We start from the raw sequence: 17,544 nt of genomic DNA on the forward strand, positions 1-17,544 counted from the left end.
CTGCTCATGAGCGTCAAAGATTCCACTCGGGAAGAGACCCGCTGGCCCAGGGACCGCCTTGTCCTGCGTCCTCGCCGTGTGCGCGACGAGCACCTCGCCTCCGTGCTGCGCGGTGAGGAGTTCCTGCTCTTTGACGGTGCCATGGGCACGCAGCTACAGGCTCGTGGTGGTCTGGCGGCGGGCGAGTTGCCCGAGCTGCTGTGCCTTACGAATCCCGTGGAGATTCGCGAGGTGCATGCCGCCTACGTCGCCGCCGGTGCCGAGGTCGTGACAACCAACACCTTCGGTGCCAACGCGACCAAGCTGGGAGATGCCGCAAGCGTCGAAGAGGTCTTCTCGGCGGCGGTCGCCTGTGCCCGCGATGCCGGTGCCCGCTACGTGGCGGCCGACCTTGGCCCCACCGGACAGCTCCTCGAGCCCATGGGCCCCCTTCCCTTCGATGACGCATATGACCTCTTTGCCGAGCAGGTGCGCGCCGCAGACGCTGCCGGTGCCGACCTCTTTGTGATCGAGACCATGGCCGACCTTGCCGAGGCAAAGGCGGCGCTTCTCGCCGTGCGCGAGAACTCGGACCTTCCCGCGTTTGTGACCATGACATTTGGGGAAGACGGGCGCACCTTCCTGGGCACTACGCCCGAGGCGGCTGCGGTCACGCTCTCTTCCCTGGGTGCCGACGTCGTGGGCATCAACTGCGGGTTGGGTCCCGCGGCGGTGGCTCCGCTGGTCGGGCGCATGCTCCCGTGGGCGTCATGCCCCGTGATGGCGCAGGCGAATGCCGGCCTTCCGCACGTGGTCGACGGCGTGACCACCTATGACGTTGGGCCCGAGGAGTACGCGAGGGACGTCGAGAGGATGCTGGATGCGGGCGTCACCGTGATTGGCGGCTGCTGCGGTACGACTCCAGAGCACATTGCCCTCGAGCGCGAGCTCCTCTCTGGTCGCGCGCCTGCCGGGCGGCACGTGCGCGACAGCTTTGCCGTGTCGAGCGCCCAGGACGTCTGCTCGCTCGACTATGGGCAGGTGGGAGTCATTGGGGAGCGCATCAACCCCACAGGGAAGCGCTTGATGAAAGAGGCGCTGCGTTCGGGCGACCACGACTACGTGATGACCATGGCTATCGAGCAGGGTCGCGCTGGTGCCCAGATCCTCGACGTGAATGCCGGCCTCCCCGAAATAGACGAACGTGCCGTGATGTGCCAGCTGGTCTCGGAGCTCCAGGGCGTGAGCACGCTCCCCCTGCAGATTGACGCGGCCGAGCCGGCCGTGATCGAGGCCGCCGTGCGCAGCTATCCCGGCAAGGCGCTGGTCAACTCTACCAACGGCAAGGCGCAGACCATGGCAGGCGTGCTGCCCATCGTGAAGCACTATGGCTGCGCTGTGGTGGGGCTCACCCTCGACGAGGACGGCATTCCCTCCACGGCCGAGGGTCGCCTTGCGGTTGCCAGGAAGATCGTGCGCGAGTGCGAACGGCTTGGCATCCCACGGCATGATGTGGTCATCGACTGTCTCACCATGGCGGCCTCGACCGACCAGACCCAGCCGGGGGCCATTCTCGACGCCATTCGCCTGGTCAAGCGGGAGCTTCCCGGCGTGCGCACCGTGCTTGGCGTGAGCAACATCAGCTTTGGCCTGCCCTTCAGGCCTCTCGTGAACGGCACCTTCCTCGCCGCGGCCTTCTCCGCCGGCCTCGACCTCGCCATCATCAACCCCTGCCTCACGCGCATGATGGACGTAGTCGACTCCTGGCGTGTGCTCTCCGGCGAGGACGAGAGCGCCCAGCACTTCGTGGCCAACTATGCCGAGAGAAGCGACCGCGCCCCCGTGCCGGCATCACCCGCCGAGAAGGGTGCCGTGCCCTCGACCGCGGCTCCCGCTGAGCCCGCAGATCCCGCCGCCCGCGCCCGCGAGCTGGTGCTTGCTGGCCGCAAGGGGCCCATGCCCGAGGTGGTAGCCCAGGTCATCGCCGAGCACGACCCCATGTACGCCATCAACGAGGTGCTCATTCCCGCGCTCGACGTGGTGGGGGAGCGCTTCGAGAAGGGCATCTTCTTCCTGCCGCAGCTCATGGCCTCGGCCGAGGCCGCCAAGGCGGGCTTCGAGACCATCAAGAGGGCCGTAGACGCCAACGGGCAGGACGCCAACGTTCCCGAGAAGGGCTCAATCGTGGTGTGCACCGTCCACGGCGACATCCACGACATCGGAAAGAACATCGTGCGGATGCTCTTGGAGAACTACGGCTACAGCGTGATTGACCTCGGCCGAGACGTACCGCCCCAGGTGGTCGCAGACGCCGTGGCGAAAGACCACGTGAGACTCTGCGGGCTCTCGGCCCTCATGACCGCGACCGTTCCGGCCATGGCAGAGACCATAGAGCTTCTCCGCAAGGACGCCCCCTGGTGCAAGGTCGTGGTCGGCGGTGCCGTGCTCAACCCCGAGTACGCGAAGATGGTCGGCGCCGACTTCTATGCAAAGGACGCCACCGAGACGGCCCGCATTGCGGCAGAGGTGCTGGGGTAGGGCTACATCACGCGATGCACGGCGTCGTGCCAGCCTGCCACGAGCTTCTCCACGCGCGCTGGGTCCATCTGGCGGCAGAACACGTCGTCTGACTCGCGCAGCGCCTTGAGCTCGTCGATGCCGCTCCAGTAGTCCGTGGCAAGTCCCGCGAGAAACGCAGCGCCCAGCGAGGTGGTCTCGGTGTTCTGCGGCCTTCTCAGCTCGCAGCCCAGGATGTCGGCCTGGAACTGCATGAGGAAGTCGTTCGCGCTGGCACCGCCGTCCACATTGAGCACGCCAAGGGGATGTCCGGCATCTCGGGCCATGGCATCGGCTAGGTCGAAAATCTGGTACGCAAGCGCCTCGAGCGCCGCGCGGGCTATGTGGTTGCGCGTGGTTCCACGAGTGATGCCGAGGATGGCCCCACGCGCGTCTGGCTTCCACCAGGGTGCCCCCAGTCCCGTGAACGCTGGCACGATATAGACGCCGCCGGTGTCATCGACGCTCTTGGCCAGCCACTCGGTGTCGGCGGCGCTCTGGACAATGCCGAGTTGGTCACGGAGCCATTGGATGAGGGCGCCCGCGACAAAGACAGAGCCCTCGAGCGCGTATTCGGTGCCCTCTGCCTCGGGTGCCGAGGCAACGATGGTTGTGACCAGGTTGCTCGTGCTGAGCTTTGCTTCGTGACCGGTGTGCATGAGCATGAAGCAGCCGGTGCCATAGGTGTTCTTTGCCTGGCCGGGCTCAAAACAGCACTGGCCAAAGAGGGCTGCCTGTTGGTCGCCCGCCACACCGGCGATGGGGATGCCCGCCGGCACGCCAGGGTAGCTTGTCTCGCCAAACGGGCCGCTTGAGCGGCATACCTCTGGCATCATCGACGCCGGGATCCCAAAGAGGCCGAGCAGGTCCTTGTCCCAGCAGTTCTCGTGGATGTTGTAGAGCATCGTGCGGCTGGCGTTGGTGGCATCGGTGGCGTGTACCAGCCCGCCGGTGAGTATCCAGATGAGCCAGGTGTCCACGGTGCCAAAGAGAAGCTCGCCTGCCTCGGCGTGTTCGCGGGCGCTTGGCACGTTGTCAAGGATCCAGCGTATTTTGCTGGCCGAGAAGTATGCATCGGGAAGAAGACCAGTCTTCTCTTGAATCATCTGGCGAGCCCCCGGCGTGCCGCAGAGCTGTTCCACGAGGCCCGCCGTGCGTCGGCACTGCCACACGATGGCGTTGTAGACGGGCTGGCCCGTGGTGGGGTCCCACACGATGGTCGTCTCGCGCTGATTGTCGATGCCAATGGAGTCGATGTCGTCTGCTGTGAGGCCGCGCTTGGCCAAGAGCTCCGTGAGCGAGCCAAGCTGCGAGTAGAGAATGTCCTGCGGGTTATGCTCGACCCAACCGGGCTTGGGAAAGATCTGCTGGAATGGACGCTGTACGCAGTCGACCATGCGACCCGCGCGATTGATGAGCACCGCACGGCTGGAGGTAGTGCCCTGGTCGAGCGCAATGACGTACTTCTCGGCTGTCATGGCTAGGACTCCTTGGGTGCGCTGGCAGCAGCGGCTGCGCTTTTCCTGGACACGCGCTTCTCGATCCATGCCAGCACGTCGGCAAAGACCTGCTCATGGCCCGCCTCATTGAGGATCTCATGCCTCATGTGCGGATAGATCTTCACCGTTACGTCTGCGGAGCCAGCACCACGAGCTAGCGCTGCTGCCTTCTCGACGCCCTCGCCGTTGCTGCCCACAGGGTCTTCGGCACCGGCAATGTAGAGCAGCGGCAGGTCTCGCGGAACGCCTGCGGCGCATGTGGGTGAGTTGGCTTCGGCGGTGAGAGCGGCAAGCTCATGGTAGGCGCCCACGGAGAACATGAAGCCGCAGGAGGGGTCTGCAATGTAGTCATCGACGTTCTTGCGGTTGTAGGAGAGCCAATCGAGGTTTGTCCGGGCGTCGGGGATGGCCTTGCCATAGCCGCCCGCCCCCATGGAGTCGACGAACTCGGAGTGATAGTCCGCACCCCTGAAGAACGCCTCGAGCCACGTGATCCGGAGCGCTGCCCTCGACGCTGCGGAGGGAAGAAATCCGGTGCCGCAAACGACCGCCCCCGCCAGGCCCTCCCCATGGCGCGAGACGTAGGCGCGCACCTCGAAGCTGCCCATGCTGTGCCCAAAGATCACGTAGCGAGTCCCTGGGGCAACGCGCTCCTGTGCAATGCCGCGCAGGACGCCGATGTCTTCCACGAGCGCGCGTGCCCCACTCCCAACAGGCAGCTCACCCCAATGCTCTGGGGAGCAGGAGCGGCCGTGCCCTATCTGGTCGTGGCCAACCACGAGGAACCCGTGCGAAGCGAGGAAGCGCGCAAAGGCGTCGTAACGGTCAATGTGCTCGGCCATACCATGGACGAGCTGCACTACGCCTCGGGGAGCTGGCCTCTCCTCAGCTTTGGCCGACGCCATGCCCGTCGGCCACCAGGCGCACGCGCTGATGGTCGACACACCGTCTGTCGAGGGGAACGTAAAGCGCTCAAGGGTGACCTCTGTAGACATGCTGCTCCTTCCTCTGTCGTGACTGAGCAAACATTATTGTTTGCCGCTCCCGGAGGTGTGGGTAGATGTCCGTGGCCGCGCAAAATGGAGCTGCGTGTGGGCAGACAGGGTCGGCGAGTGGTAGGTGCGCGGTGCACTGGGCTCGCACGGCCCCACGGCCTCCCAGTTTCGCAGCCCCTCGCGGATGCTCCCGGCGGTCGTTGCACAAAAGTGCCCTATCGACGGGAAATCCTAGCTGCCATGCACAAAACCGCCCTATCGCGGGGCACTTTGGGATGCGAATATCAGGAATGTAATTACTATATTCATACTTATAAATTAATCATACAGAATATCCATAATCTTGTAACTATTGTTCAGCCATTGATGTCATCGCTCTCAGAAGTCCCCGCGATAGGGCGGTTTTGTGCATGGAAAGCCGAAATCTCCCGCGTTAGGGGAGTTTTATGCAGACCGCCCCGCCTTGGAGTCGATTTGCCCTACCCTTGCTGGCCCTCGAGCGCAAGGTCTTGTGTCTCAAGCTCCTCGGCCTTTCGTATCGCCAGACGTGTCGCAAAGAATATCGCGCAGACGCCCCCTGCGAGCTTGCCCAGCAGCACGGGCACGATGAGCGTTGGCTGGAAGTTCGCAGTGAACGAGAGGTGATCGCCAAAGAGGAATGCGCAGCACACGCTGAACGAGATCACAATGACCTTGTCACGTGCCCTGAGGTCCTTGACCATGGCAAGTGCGGCAAGCACGTTGGCGGATGCGGCAAGCAGGCCAGCTGTGGCATCTGCGCTCAGGCCCACGGCGCGACCGATTTTCGAGAGGGGCTTATCGAGGTATGTCTTGATGAGCCACACCATGGGGAAGGCGCCGCAGAGCATCATGCCAATGGCGCCCGAGACCTCCAGGGCGCGGAACTGGTCCTGTTCATCCGCGATGATGGGGTCGAAGCCAAAAGAGCCGAAGATGGTCGAGAAGAATCCGGTAAAGTACTCGATGACCACAACGACAAAGACAATCTTGAGCACGCTGTCGAGCACGCGACCAAAGACGATGAACCCGTGGATCATCGCATTGGGCCTGGTGGCGAGCCCCACGGCAAGGACCACGCAGATGATGATGAGCGGCAACAGGTTATGGGCGATCTGCGACCACGTGAGAGCCAGTTGGTATGTCGCGGCCGCATTGGTCGAGACGGTCTCGCGAATCACGGGGTTTGCCAGTGCGATGATCGCGCTTGCCGCGAAGACGCCAATGGGGATGGCGAGAAGCCCGCTCATGACGCCCAAGGCAAGGTACTTGCGGTCTTTCGCCTCGAGCATCTTGAGCGCAACGGGTACGGTGAAGACGATGGTTGCGCCGGCCATGTAGCCGGTCATCATGGCCATGATCCAGCTCTCGCGCGTCTGCGCGAGAGCGTCTGCCAGCTGGTAGCCGCCCATGTCAACAGCGACGACCGTCGTGGCTGCCATCGCGGGGTCTGCACCGAGGGTGCCAAAGAGAGGCCCAAAGACCGCCGAGACAAACGAGGTGAGATAGGGGGCAGACGCCATGATGCCTGCAACTGGCAGGAAGATGGGACCAATGGAGTCAATGCCTGCCACGAATTCCTTGCCCAGCTCGCTTTCGGGACGTACGACCGATGCAACGCACCCCGCTACCGCGCAGCCCATGATGATGAAGACGACAATCCTTCCAAAGACTTCCATGCTGCTCCCCTAGTCGCATCTACATGAAGGTGCCCGGCTCGTCATCAGTGACGCCGGGCGCCCTATCGTTTGTTCGATCAGAGCTCGTTTGCGAGATGTGCCGCATGCCTGCCGTACTCGGAGGCATAGCGGTGCCAAAGGTCCTGCCAGCCGCCCACCGGGTCGCCGCACTGGTCTTTGTAGAGCGCCCATACGAACCAGTACCAGGCGGCAAATGCCACGTAGGAGATGCAGTGGAAAAGCTCGTCGTCCGTGGGGTCGCGCTGGAAGTACTGACGGAGAACCTCGAGCGCCTCATCGTAGCCGTAGTCGCTGCAGCAGATGAAGGTCCCCAGATCGCTGGCGTAGTCGGACATGCCGGCGTACTCCCAGTCGATGAGCGAGATGTCCGTGCCCCTTACGAGAAAGTTGGGGTCGTAGAAGTCGTTATGGCAGAGGACCGGCACGCCAGACGTTGCGCGCACGCGCTCCTCGAGGCCCTCAACGCATGCGCGAATGGTCTCAAAGTCCCGGTAGCGCGACCTCTCGTCGCTGTTCAGAAGCTCGAGAATGCCTGCCGTGTTTTTGAAGACGTCAAAGTTCCACTTGGACATGACACCGCAGGAGTGGAGCTTGCGTGCCATCTCCATGGCCCGGGCAACGTGGATGGGGTTGTGGTAGTCGAAAGGCACGCATCCGTCGACGAAGCGCGAGATCTTCCAGCCCTGGTGAGGGTCCTCGTGGATGAAGGTACGGTCGAGCCCCAGCTTGGCGGCAATGCCCTGCGCAAACGCCTCGCCCTCGCGGTTGATGATTTTCTCGGTTCCGGCGCCTGGCCTGCGATAGACGTAGGCCTTGCCGTTTGCGACGAAGCGGAACGAGTCGTTCGTGAGCCCCTCATCGATGGGCGCGAACTCTGTGACGTCGCATGGCGTGCATCCGAGTGTCGCGCAGATGTTGTCGAGCGTCGTCTTGTCTGCCGTAAGTCGAATGGCGGTCGCTGTCCGTGGCATAGCCGTCTCCCCACTCGCCGGGCGGCGAATGTTTGCTGTGCATTCAGTGCACCCAAAGATAACGTAAAGACAGAACAGCATCGTGTACGAACAGCACGTCACGCCATTGACAGACTTCGTATAGATGCGACCTAACGATGATTCTTGAACAACGCCGAGAGGAACTTCTCGCTTATCGCCGCGCGCGGCGTCTTGCCAGCCCTGATGCCCGCCGCCGGACCGCCGTGGCAAAAGACGGCAACCATCATAAGCGCTGCACCGGCAATCGCGTGGAGCGTGTCCCCCAAGGCCAGCTCGATGACGAGCCACGCCGCGGGAATCGCCAGGGCGCCCAGGCACAGGTAGCCACCAAAGAGCACCACGAGAAGGCCGATGACCGCCGCAGCACCTCCTGCCACAGGCGTCATGAGGATGATCCCCGTGCAGGTCGTGGCCACGCCCTTGCCGCCATGAAAGTGGTGCCAGGCGGGAAACACGTGTCCGAGCGTCGTGCCAACCATGGCTGTGGCGCTGGCAACTTGAGCGTCGGTGGGGAAGAGCGCGCCTGCCACCACAAACGCGAGAATCGTCTTGGCAATGTCACCCGCGAGCGTGACCGCTGCCCACGTGGTGCCATAGGTGGCACCCATGTTTGCCATGCCGGGATTACCCTCCCCCACATCGAAGGCGCTCTTGCCGCTCGCATGCCTGCTCGTCAGCTCCGCCGTGAGAAATGACCCGCAGGCGTAGCCCACGGCGAGCGAGCACGCAACCACAATTCCCATACCTGACATGGCGGTCAGCCTCCCATGGATGCCGCAAAGGTATCGATGAAGTGAAGAGGTTTTGATGCTTCCCAGTTAGGGTACCCTACAACGAGGCGTGTGCCTAAGAAAGCGATGGAAGGGGTTGCGCCACATGTTCGACGGCGTCATCTTCGACATGGACGGTCTGATGGTCGATACCGAGCCCGTGTGGATGGAGTGTTGGGCCCCGGCGCTGGCCCATTTTGGCTATGATGTGCCACCCGGCCTCGCCGACGCAGTGCGTGGCTCGGCTGGTGACAATGCCGTCCGTCTCCTTCACGAGATGGTAAGCTCGCAGCTGGACACCAAGGCGTTCTGGGCGTACTTCTCGCTTCTTGCCGAGAGGGTCTTTGCCCAAGGAGTCGAGAAGAAGCCGGGCCTTGATGAGCTTCTGGCGTATCTGGGCGAGCAAGGCGTTCCCTGCGCCGTGGCTTCGTCTTCGTCCAAGGAGGGCATTGAGCGCAACCTGCGCTTCATTGGCCATCTCGACTGCTTCCAGGTAATCGTTCCGGGCAGTGAGGTCCCTCACGCAAAGCCGGCGCCCGACGTCTTCCTCGAGGCGGCAAAGCGCCTGGGCACCAAGCCCGCTCGCACGATGGTGCTCGAGGACTCCTTCAATGGGGTGCGCGCAGGAGCAGCGGGCGGTTTCTATACGGTGATGGTTCCCGATCTTGCCAGTCCCAACGACGAGATTCGTTCCGTCGCTTCATGCGTGTGCCCGAGCCTGCTCAAGGTGCGCGACCTTCTCGCCCAAGGGGAAATGGGCTAGCGTGGGAGCTTGAGCACGCGCGTCCGTGCGCCAACAGCTTTTCCGACTCGTACTGGGAGGATTCTCTCATGGCTGGCTTTCACTGTTCGGATTGCATCTACGGCTCCTTTGCCATAAACAAGGAGACCGGAAAGTATCAGGGCACCTGCAGCCGCGGCTTCACGCTGGCGGTGCCCCATGTGTACAAGGAGCCGGAGATGTTCTTTGCAGACAGTCCCGATGGACTGGTCCCCGTTGTCGATCCATATGGTAAGGAGTACCTCCGGCGAAGCAATGTCTGCGACCACTTTCTGCGTCTTCAAGACGCACGGCCCTAAGCGGCTGGCAAGCCATGGAGAAGTTTCTGAGATTTTTATCAAATAATGCACTTCTAATGCGTGGTGAATTGCGCATTGAGTTCATAATGAACGGCTGGTACAGGCTAGTGTCGACAGAGTATTAGCAGTATCTAGCCACATGCTGAAGATGGAAAAGGCGGTAGCCAGATGTCGAGAAGGGCTCAGACCGACAGCGGCGAGACAAAGAGGAGTCTTGTCGCGTCAGCGACAAAGGAGTTTGCAGAGTGCGGGTACGAGGGTGCCTCCCTTCGTCAGATCTGCTCGAAGGCCGGCGTGACAACCGGGGCGCTCTACTTCTTCTTTACCAGCAAGGAAGACCTGTTCAAGAGCGTTGTTTCTCCTTTGATGAGCAAGCTTCCCAGCATTCTTGCGAGTTGGATCGAGCACGATATTGCCGTAATCTGCGACGGGGAGGGCGAGCCCACAAACGTTGAGGCGCTGCCCGACGGCTTGGCAGAGCTCATGAAGGAGTATCCGCTGGTCCCGAAGATTGTCCTGAGCAACCGAGACAATCCCGTGGTCAAAGAGTTCCTTGACGAGAAGGTCGATGAGATTGCCGAGATGGTCTCGAATCGCTTGGCCCGCAAGAACGCCGCCAGCGCAGACGGCTTCTCTTCGCGCCTCTTTGCTACCATGAGTGCCGATGCGTTCATCCAGATCCTTGCGAACGATGAGGGCCTTCACATGGTCGCTGGGCATCTCGCCGGGTTCTCCACGTTCGTGCGTGGGGGCCTGAGGGCTGCGCTCCAGTAGATATGTCGAGAAACGTGCGAGGCGGGAGGTACCAGGGTGGCCAGCCAGCTCCTCTCGCTCTCGGTCGCCATGCTCGTTGCCGCGCTTGCCCCCTTCGTGGCGAGCGTCGTTCCGGGCAGGGCTATCCCTGAGGTCGTCTTCCTCGTGTTTGCCGGAGCGCTTCTCGGCCCCTATGGGGCAGACGTGATTCGCCCCAGCGGTGGAACGCTTTCACTCATCTCCGAGCTTGGTATGGCGTTCCTCTTCTTGATGGCCGGCTACGAGATAAAGCCACCAGAGCTCGTGGGGCCCTTGGGAAGGCATGCCTCGATATGCTGGGGAATCTCCATGGTGGCGGCCATTGCGCTTGCGAGCCTCACCGGGTTCAAGCGCTTTACCGGCATGGCAGGCATTGCCTTTGCCATCATGCTCACCACCACGGCATATGGAACCCTGGCGCCCATCATGCGTGCCCGCAACCTCACCGACACTCCCGTGGGCCGCGCCGTTACCGCCTATGGCGCTACGGGAGAGGTGCTTCCGGTTATAGCGGTGGCGCTGCTGCTCTCCACCAGGTCTCTGGTTGCCACGGTGATCGTGCTTGTGGCCTTCCTCCTGGTCTGCGTACGCATCGCGCACCTCTCGAAATCCACCGCGCGACTTGGTGCGCGCTTTCGCGACTTCGTTCGGTCAGGCGCTGGGGCCAGCACGCAGACGCCCCTTCGCCTCGTAGTGCTCCTCCTCGTGTTTCTAGTCTTTCTCGCAGATGTCTTTGGGTTTGACTCGGTGCTGGGGGCGTTTGCCGCTGGCTTTGTGCTGCGCGTCTTCTTCCCGGACGGCAACGAGGAGCTGGAGGAGAGAATCGAGGCCATCGGCAACGGCTTTCTCATCCCTGCGTTCTTCGTGATCTCTGGCGCAGGGATTGATCTTGCCGCGGCGCTCTCTGACCCCGGCCTGCTCTTCCTCTTCATCGGACTCATTTTGGTGGTGCGTGGCGTCTCGGTGGCGATATCGCTGCACGTGAACCCCGAGACTCGTGGCATGCAGTCGCAGGAGCGCTTTGTGACCACTGCCTATTGCGTGATGGCGCTGCCGCTTGTGGTGGCCATCACCCAGATTGTGGTCGATGCGGGTGCTATGACCACGCAGGACGCCTCTGTTCTGGTGACGGCCGGCGCAATTACGGTACTCGTGGTGCCTATCCTTACCTCAGCCGTACGTGTGGCTGCGCCGGCGCATCCCGTCCACGCCCTCTCGAATATCGTTTCGGGCAAGGAGAACGCGAACGAGGCCTTGGCTCGTCAGCGCCAGGCAATCCGGGCTTCCCGCAGGCGCTTTGAGGCCGCCCGCGCCCGTCGCAAGCGCGAACTGGGTAGGGGCCTCTCATCCGTCGAATACATTGCCCGACACGATGGAGACGAGACCACGGACAGTTCCAATCGTACATGATTAGGCCTGTAATATAAAAAATAAAATATGTCAGATTCTTGCAGTGTCTGGTGCGGAGGATTCGTCGGCGGGTCAATCGTATGATGGTTACGTTGACGGTGGTCTTGGGAAGGGTGGCTCGTATGGCAGGCGCAGCAACTGGTTCGGCACGAGACCTCATTTTCCTCGCGCCCATCTTTCACGAGAAGATTTGGGGTGGTCGCGAGCTTGAGAGGTGCTTTGGCTACGACATCCCGGATGGCCCTATTGGCGAGTGCTGGGGCATCTCGGCTCACCCCAACGGCGACTGCACGGTTGCTGGCGGCGAGTTTGACGGCCTTCACCTCTCCGAGCTTTGGGAAGGCCACCATGAGCTCTTTGCCGGGGCCGAGGGAGACCGCTTCCCGCTGCTTGTCAAGATCCTCGACGCGCGCGAGGACCTCTCTGTGCAGGTGCATCCGGACGACGCCTACGCAGCCGCGCACGAGAATGGCTCGCTCGGCAAGCGCGAGTGCTGGTACGTCATCGACTGTGAGCCCGGAACGCGCATCATTGTGGGACAGCGTGCCAAGAGCCGAGAGGAGCTTGCGGCCATGATTGCCGAGGGCCGTTGGGATGATATGCTCAACTACGTGCCCATCCATCCCGGCGACTTCTTCCGCATCGAGCCGGGAACCATGCACGCCATCATGGGTGGCACGCTCATCCTGGAGACCCAGCAGTCCTCCGACGTCACCTACCGTGTCTACGACTACGATCGCGTACAACCCGACGGGACCAAGCGTCCGCTCCATGTGAGGCAGTCCCTCGACGTGGTTGACTACGACCAAGTCCCGCCCGCGTCGGGCAAGGTCACCGCGTCCGAGAGGGATGGCGTGACCGAGCTTATGGCCTGCCCCAACTTCGATGTCGAGCGCGTGCGCGTCTCTGGCGAGAAGGTCCTTGAGCAGCCATGGCCGTTCATGTGCCTCTCGGTGATCGAGGGCTCCGGAACCGCCTGCGATGGCGCCGGCGTCGAGCACGGGGTGTGCGCGGGAAGCCACTTCCTAGTCCCGTCTGGCTCCGGTGACGTTTGCCTGGCGGGCGAGATGACCCTCATCACCTCGCACCTTCCGGAGTAAGTTTACGGTCAAGGATCGGTGCCCGGAAGCGTCTCGGCAGCAGATGCGCCACTCGTGCCCCGCGCAATCCAGAGCCGCTTGCCTGTCGGGGACGGCGATATCACCGAGGCGCTTCGCACCACAGCCGGCGTGGGATAAGAGGCTCTGGAGCGCAAGGCCGAGCGTCTGGCAGAACTCATCGACAGCTCAGATGCCGTAGTGGTAGGCATCGGGTCGGGGGTGTCCACCTCCGTCGGATACGACTTCTACCATCCATCGGCCACGTTCGGCGAGGCGTTCGGTCCCTTCGAGAGGGCCCATGGCTTCAGGACGCTCTTCGATGGGCTCTACCACCCCTTCTCATCGAACGAGGAGGCGCGGGCGTTCAATTCGGCGGTCTTCGCCTATGTGGCGCGCCTACCTCTTGGCAAGGTGTACAAAGGGCTCGCCCGTATCCTCGCAGAGAAGCCGCACGTCGTACTCACGACGAATGTGGCTGGGCAGGTGCCACGCGCCTTCGGAAGAGACCGCGTCTGGGAGTTTCAGGGAAACCTGCGCTTCGTGCAGTGCAGCCAGCCATGCACCGACAATACGGAGGACTTCCTCTCACATGCAGACGAGCTTGTTGCGGCGACAGAGATTGTGAACAGTGTGCCATGCATCAAATACGACCTTCTGCCGCGCTGTTCTGAGTGCCACCATCTGATGGTTCCCTGGATTCGCGATGAGCACTTCTGCGAGAGCAAAGAGTGGAAGGCTGCGCGCGCTGCCTATGAGACGTTTCTGCATGACCATCTGACGGAAGGTGCCGAGCACGTGCTCTTCCTTGAGATGGGCGTGAGTTCGATGACGCCAGCGATCATTAAACTGCCGTTCTGGAGCATGGTAGAGAGCTTCCCTAGAGCTTTCTATGTGAACGTGAATGTCGGGGATGCCTCTGCTCCGGCGCAGCTTGGATCGCGTGCGCTCACGATCACGGCAGACGCCTCGAGGGCGGTGAGTCTCGTCTCGTCGAAGCTTGGCCGATTCCCGCATCGTGGGGCATCTCCGTCCCCGGTCGAAGAAGGAGATTACGAGGTGGAGGTAGTCGATGGGCGTATGGCAGACACGGGGGAGAGCCCCGCGGCGGCAATGCCTGTGGGCCCTCCCCTTGGCTGTCAGAAAAGCCAGCTCGCATGTACGCGCAAGGCGGGGTCCGACGTCTCCACCTTATTCCGCCACTGGTGTTTCTGCGCTCAACCCGTCTCTCACGGTGCAATAAGCGTTACACGTCGGGGTTTCTTCAGAGAAGCCGAAGCCTGCAGCGAATGGGCGTCCCACGGTTGAGCCATCTTGCACGAAAAGGCGATATCGTACGGTTTTTCGGCAACCGCTGCATGAAAACGCGATATCGTGCGGTCCCTTTTTGCCAACAGGATAAAAATTTCAACCATGTTTGCGTGATTTTGCATATATAATATAAAATATACATAAATATGCAAACATGATTCAATATTTTATCTTACGGCGCTAAAACCGCCTTACGATAACGCCATTTCATGCAGCGATGAACAAAAAACCGTACGATATCGCACTTTTATGCGACGGGCCCACTGTTGGTCCAAGGCAAAATCGCCAAACTAACGCCGAGAGAGCAATAGACCTTGTCGCTATCGCGCAAATGTAGCTGAACGGCGGGCCGATTTTGCCCCGTTGTTCGGCTTGTGCGCAGCCGCCCACTCGCCCATATTGTCGCTGGCGGCCTCGGTCTCAGACATGGCGCCATCCCCCTGCCCCCGATGCCGTGGGCGCGCTCATGGCAAAGGAAAAGCCCCCGCCGAAGCAGAGGCCTCAAATCAGGTGACGTTTTAGACCAGGGCGCTAGAGCGCGATATCCGAGTCGGAATCCCATTTCCCTGCTCCGACACTCAGGGTAGGTCTTACCGGCGCGGATGCACCTACTTATAACTTTGATGCCCTTTGCCCATCTACGCTGCAGGCTTCGCGCCGCCGGGGATTTCACCACCGCAGTGCGGGCAGCGGGTGGCACCGGCCTTGACCTCCTCCAGGCAGTGCGGGCAGATGGGGGCGGCCGCCTCCTTCTCCTCTTCCTGCTTGCCGGCAAGCTTCCTGGTCTCTTCGGAGAGCTTGTTCATGCTCTTGACCAGGCAGAAGATGATGAACGCAATGATGACGAAGTTGATGATGGCCGAGATGAACGCACCAAAGTTGAGCTGGGCGGCGCCAACGTTCACCACGAGGCCAATCTCTGTGCTGCCGCCGGTAAGACCGGTGATGAGCGGCTGGATGATATCGCCAACCAGCGAGTTCACGATGGCGGTAAACGCGCCGCCGATGATCACGCCAACCGCCATGTCCATCACGTTGCCACGCGAGATGAACTCGCGGAACTCGCTGAAGAAGCCCTTCATGATAATCTCCCCTCCGGAACTGCCATTTTGCTAGCTAGGAAAATGCCTGCATGCACTCGTGTTGCAAGATGTCGCTGTCGCCTAGCATGAAGAGACTCTACCACGCCCAACGTCGCAACACCTCGAGCGTCATCAAAAGCCAAGCTCCCCAGAGTCGAGCATCACGGTGAAGGGGCCGTCGTTTACAAGGCTCACGCGCATGTGGGCGCCAAAGACGCCATGCCCCACTCGACCCGGTCCCAGGTCCCTCTCGGCAAGCTCGCAAAAGAGCCCGTAGAGGCGGTTGGCACGGTCTGCCGGGGCGGCTCCCGCAAAGGAGGGCCTGTTGCCGTTGCGCGCGTCGGCGTAGAGCGTGAACTGGCTCACCACGAGGAGCGACCCCCCCACGTCGACGAGCGAGAGGTTCGTGCGCCCCTCCGCGTCGGCACAGATGCGGAGCTTGCGCACCTTCTCCCACATGCGGCGGGTGACGTTCTCGTCATCTGTGGGGCCAACGCCGAGAAGCACGAGGTAGCCGGCATAGCAAGACCCCACCTCGACGCCGTCCACCTCTACGGCAGCGTGTTCTACTCTCTGGATAAGCGCGCGCACGCTAGCGGTCCAGCTCGTAGACTGCCGAGAACTTCTCGACGAGGTAGTCCGTGTAATAGCGCGGCTCAAAGTCCTCGCCGCACGCCATGCGCATGAGCTGCGCGGAGTCCTTGGCGCGCCCCCAGTGCCAGATGTTGGAGCGCAGCCACTCGCGGATCGGTGCAAGGTCGCCCGAGGCGCAGCAGCCATCGAAGTCCACGCCCTGGCGAACCATGGCAGCCTTGAACTGGGCGCCAAAGGCGCTGCCCAGCGCATAGGTGGGGAAGTAGGCAAAGTCGCCGTCGGACCAGTGCGTGTCCTGCAGGGCACCCTCGGTGTCCGTGGGCACCTCAAGGCCAAGGTAGGTGCGGCAACGATCTGCCCAGAGTCCGGGCACGTCTGCCGCCTTGGCCTCGCCCGAGAAGAGCAGCTGCTCAATCTCGTAGCGCAAAAGGATGTGTAGAGGGTACGTGAGCTCGTCAGCATCGCAGCGGATAAGTCCCGGCTCGGCGCAGTTCTCGGCCATGTAGAGCTGGTGGGCCGTCATGCGGCCAAGCTGACCGGGGAAATGCTTGGCGAGAAGGCGCGTGAGCTGTTCGGAGAAGGCCTCGCTTCTTCCCACGTAGTTCTCGAAGAAGCGCGACTGGGACTCGTGCATGCCGGAGCTGGTTCCGCCCTTGAGCGAGGTGAAGCGGTAGGCGGAATCAACGTTTTGCTCGTACATGGCGTGTCCGCCCTCATGGAGCATGCTGAAGACGTTCGAGAGCACGTTATCGGGGTAGATGTGCGTCGCGATCGCGACAAAGCCAATGGAGGGGCCGCCGGTGTAGGGGTGCTCGGTCGAGCCAAGCCACAGGGCATCCGCATCCACGCCCTCGATGCGCATGAGGTTGCGGGCCAGGTCCCACTGACGGCGCTCGTCAAAGGTGCCCTCCACCACGCGGTGGCTGGGCTTTCTCGGCGACGCCATGCACTCTGCCAGAAGCGGCACCACGCACTCCTTGACCCTCTCGAAGAAGGGGCCGTAGAAGGCGCGGCTCGTGCCATGCTCGTAGTGGTCAAGCCACACGTCGTAGGGGTCGGCATCGGGGTTCATGGCGTGGGCCATGCTCACGCGGGCGGCCACAAGGCGGTCAAGGTACGGCTCGAAGCTGGCCCAATCGTTCGCGGCCTTGGCGCGACGCCAGACGTCATTCGCCTGGACGGCAAGGCGCGAAAACGCCGCCTGCTCCTCGGGCGGCACATTCACCAGCGAGGCGCGGTCGCGCTTCAAGATTTTGACCTGCGCCGCACGGGTCTCGCCAATGATTCCCGCATTGGACTCAAGGCGGTCGAGCAGGGCACCCACCTCCGGCGCGCAGAGAAGGCGCGTGGCCTCCTCGTCGAGCACGGCAAACGCCTCTGCGCGCTCCTCCGTAGCCTTGGGCGGGTCGATCGAGGGGCCAAACGTGGCAATCTCATCGAGCGCGTAGCGCAGCGCAAAGCGGCGAAGCTCGAGCGCGTCGAGGTCTGCCATGTCCTTCTTGGGATTGGGAAGCGCTGCGTTGGGCGTGGTAGGTGTCTTGGTGTCCATGATGTCTCCAATATGGTCTCGTGGGGCAATTGAGTGATGGTCGAGCCATGCCAACGAGTGTAGTCGATGGGGTGGCGCACGCCTTGCCCGAACGCAGCCTACACCGACATGCCAAACGCG

The 17,544-nt window shown here is 62.1% G+C and carries 15 protein-coding genes; 7 read left to right on the forward strand and 8 right to left on the reverse strand.

Annotated features, from left to right (window positions below):
* Window positions 1-6 precede the first annotated feature (6 nt).
* Entirely contained in the window at window positions 7-2,517 is a 2,511-nt protein-coding gene (locus ACO59D_RS04870) for a homocysteine S-methyltransferase family protein (RefSeq protein ID WP_485126004.1), read from the forward strand.
* A gap of 2 nt (window positions 2,518-2,519) precedes the next feature.
* Here ACO59D_RS04870 and glpK read toward each other — a convergent pair whose 3' ends face one another.
* From glpK to ACO59D_RS04895, 5 genes are all read right to left on the reverse strand, one after another.
* On the reverse strand, window positions 2,520-4,013 hold the full coding sequence (gene glpK, locus ACO59D_RS04875; protein WP_485126005.1) for a glycerol kinase GlpK: 1,494 nt from the start codon (window positions 4,011-4,013) through the stop codon (window positions 2,520-2,522).
* A 2-nt stretch (window positions 4,014-4,015) separates the two neighbouring features.
* A complete protein-coding gene (locus tag ACO59D_RS04880; protein WP_485126006.1) occupies window positions 4,016-5,029 on the reverse strand; it encodes an alpha/beta fold hydrolase in 1,014 nt (337 codons plus the stop codon).
* A 479-nt stretch (window positions 5,030-5,508) separates the two neighbouring features.
* A complete protein-coding gene (gene eutH / locus ACO59D_RS04885) occupies window positions 5,509-6,726 on the reverse strand; it encodes an ethanolamine utilization protein EutH (protein ID WP_485126007.1) in 1,218 nt (405 codons plus the stop codon).
* 77 nt (window positions 6,727-6,803) lie between these two features.
* Window positions 6,804-7,718 (reverse strand): choline/ethanolamine kinase family protein, encoded by a 915-nt coding sequence (locus ACO59D_RS04890; RefSeq protein ID WP_485126008.1) that lies wholly within the window; start codon window positions 7,716-7,718, stop codon window positions 6,804-6,806.
* Window positions 7,719-7,849: 131 nt separating this feature from the next.
* The gene (locus ACO59D_RS04895; RefSeq protein WP_485126009.1) at window positions 7,850-8,491 is read right to left on the reverse strand and encodes a glycerol-3-phosphate acyltransferase; all 642 of its coding nucleotides are present in this window, start codon (window positions 8,489-8,491) and stop codon (window positions 7,850-7,852) included.
* Window positions 8,492-8,615: 124 nt separating this feature from the next.
* Here ACO59D_RS04895 and ACO59D_RS04900 point away from each other — a divergent pair, with 124 nt between their 5' ends.
* From ACO59D_RS04900 to ACO59D_RS04925, 6 genes are all read left to right on the forward strand, one after another.
* Window positions 8,616-9,272, forward strand: coding sequence for an HAD family hydrolase (locus tag ACO59D_RS04900; RefSeq protein WP_485126010.1), 657 nt, complete (start codon window positions 8,616-8,618; stop codon window positions 9,270-9,272).
* Between the two features lie 68 nt (window positions 9,273-9,340).
* Window positions 9,341-9,589: a hypothetical protein gene (locus tag ACO59D_RS04905; RefSeq protein ID WP_485126011.1), complete on the forward strand. Its 249-nt coding sequence runs from the start codon at window positions 9,341-9,343 to the stop codon at window positions 9,587-9,589.
* Between the two features lie 168 nt (window positions 9,590-9,757).
* Complete coding sequence (locus ACO59D_RS04910) at window positions 9,758-10,363, forward strand: TetR/AcrR family transcriptional regulator (protein ID WP_485126012.1); 606 nt, start codon at window positions 9,758-9,760, stop codon at window positions 10,361-10,363.
* A gap of 36 nt (window positions 10,364-10,399) precedes the next feature.
* A complete protein-coding gene (locus ACO59D_RS04915) occupies window positions 10,400-11,791 on the forward strand; it encodes a cation:proton antiporter (RefSeq protein WP_485126013.1) in 1,392 nt (463 codons plus the stop codon).
* A gap of 122 nt (window positions 11,792-11,913) precedes the next feature.
* Window positions 11,914-12,891: a type I phosphomannose isomerase catalytic subunit gene (locus ACO59D_RS04920; protein ID WP_485126014.1), complete on the forward strand. Its 978-nt coding sequence runs from the start codon at window positions 11,914-11,916 to the stop codon at window positions 12,889-12,891.
* Between the two features lie 198 nt (window positions 12,892-13,089).
* Complete coding sequence (locus ACO59D_RS04925; RefSeq protein WP_485126015.1) at window positions 13,090-14,196, forward strand: SIR2 family NAD-dependent protein deacylase; 1,107 nt, start codon at window positions 13,090-13,092, stop codon at window positions 14,194-14,196.
* 641 nt (window positions 14,197-14,837) lie between these two features.
* Here ACO59D_RS04925 and mscL read toward each other — a convergent pair.
* From mscL to ACO59D_RS04940, 3 genes are all read right to left on the reverse strand, one after another.
* Window positions 14,838-15,281: a large conductance mechanosensitive channel protein MscL gene (gene mscL / locus ACO59D_RS04930; RefSeq protein WP_130812898.1), complete on the reverse strand. Its 444-nt coding sequence runs from the start codon at window positions 15,279-15,281 to the stop codon at window positions 14,838-14,840.
* A gap of 132 nt (window positions 15,282-15,413) precedes the next feature.
* Window positions 15,414-15,872: a D-aminoacyl-tRNA deacylase gene (dtd, locus tag ACO59D_RS04935; protein ID WP_485126016.1), complete on the reverse strand. Its 459-nt coding sequence runs from the start codon at window positions 15,870-15,872 to the stop codon at window positions 15,414-15,416.
* 1 nt (window position 15,873) lies between these two features.
* Window positions 15,874-17,424: a carboxypeptidase M32 gene (locus tag ACO59D_RS04940; RefSeq protein ID WP_485126017.1), complete on the reverse strand. Its 1,551-nt coding sequence runs from the start codon at window positions 17,422-17,424 to the stop codon at window positions 15,874-15,876.
* Window positions 17,425-17,544 lie beyond the last annotated feature (120 nt).

This window comes from Tractidigestivibacter sp., from assembly GCF_057241865.1.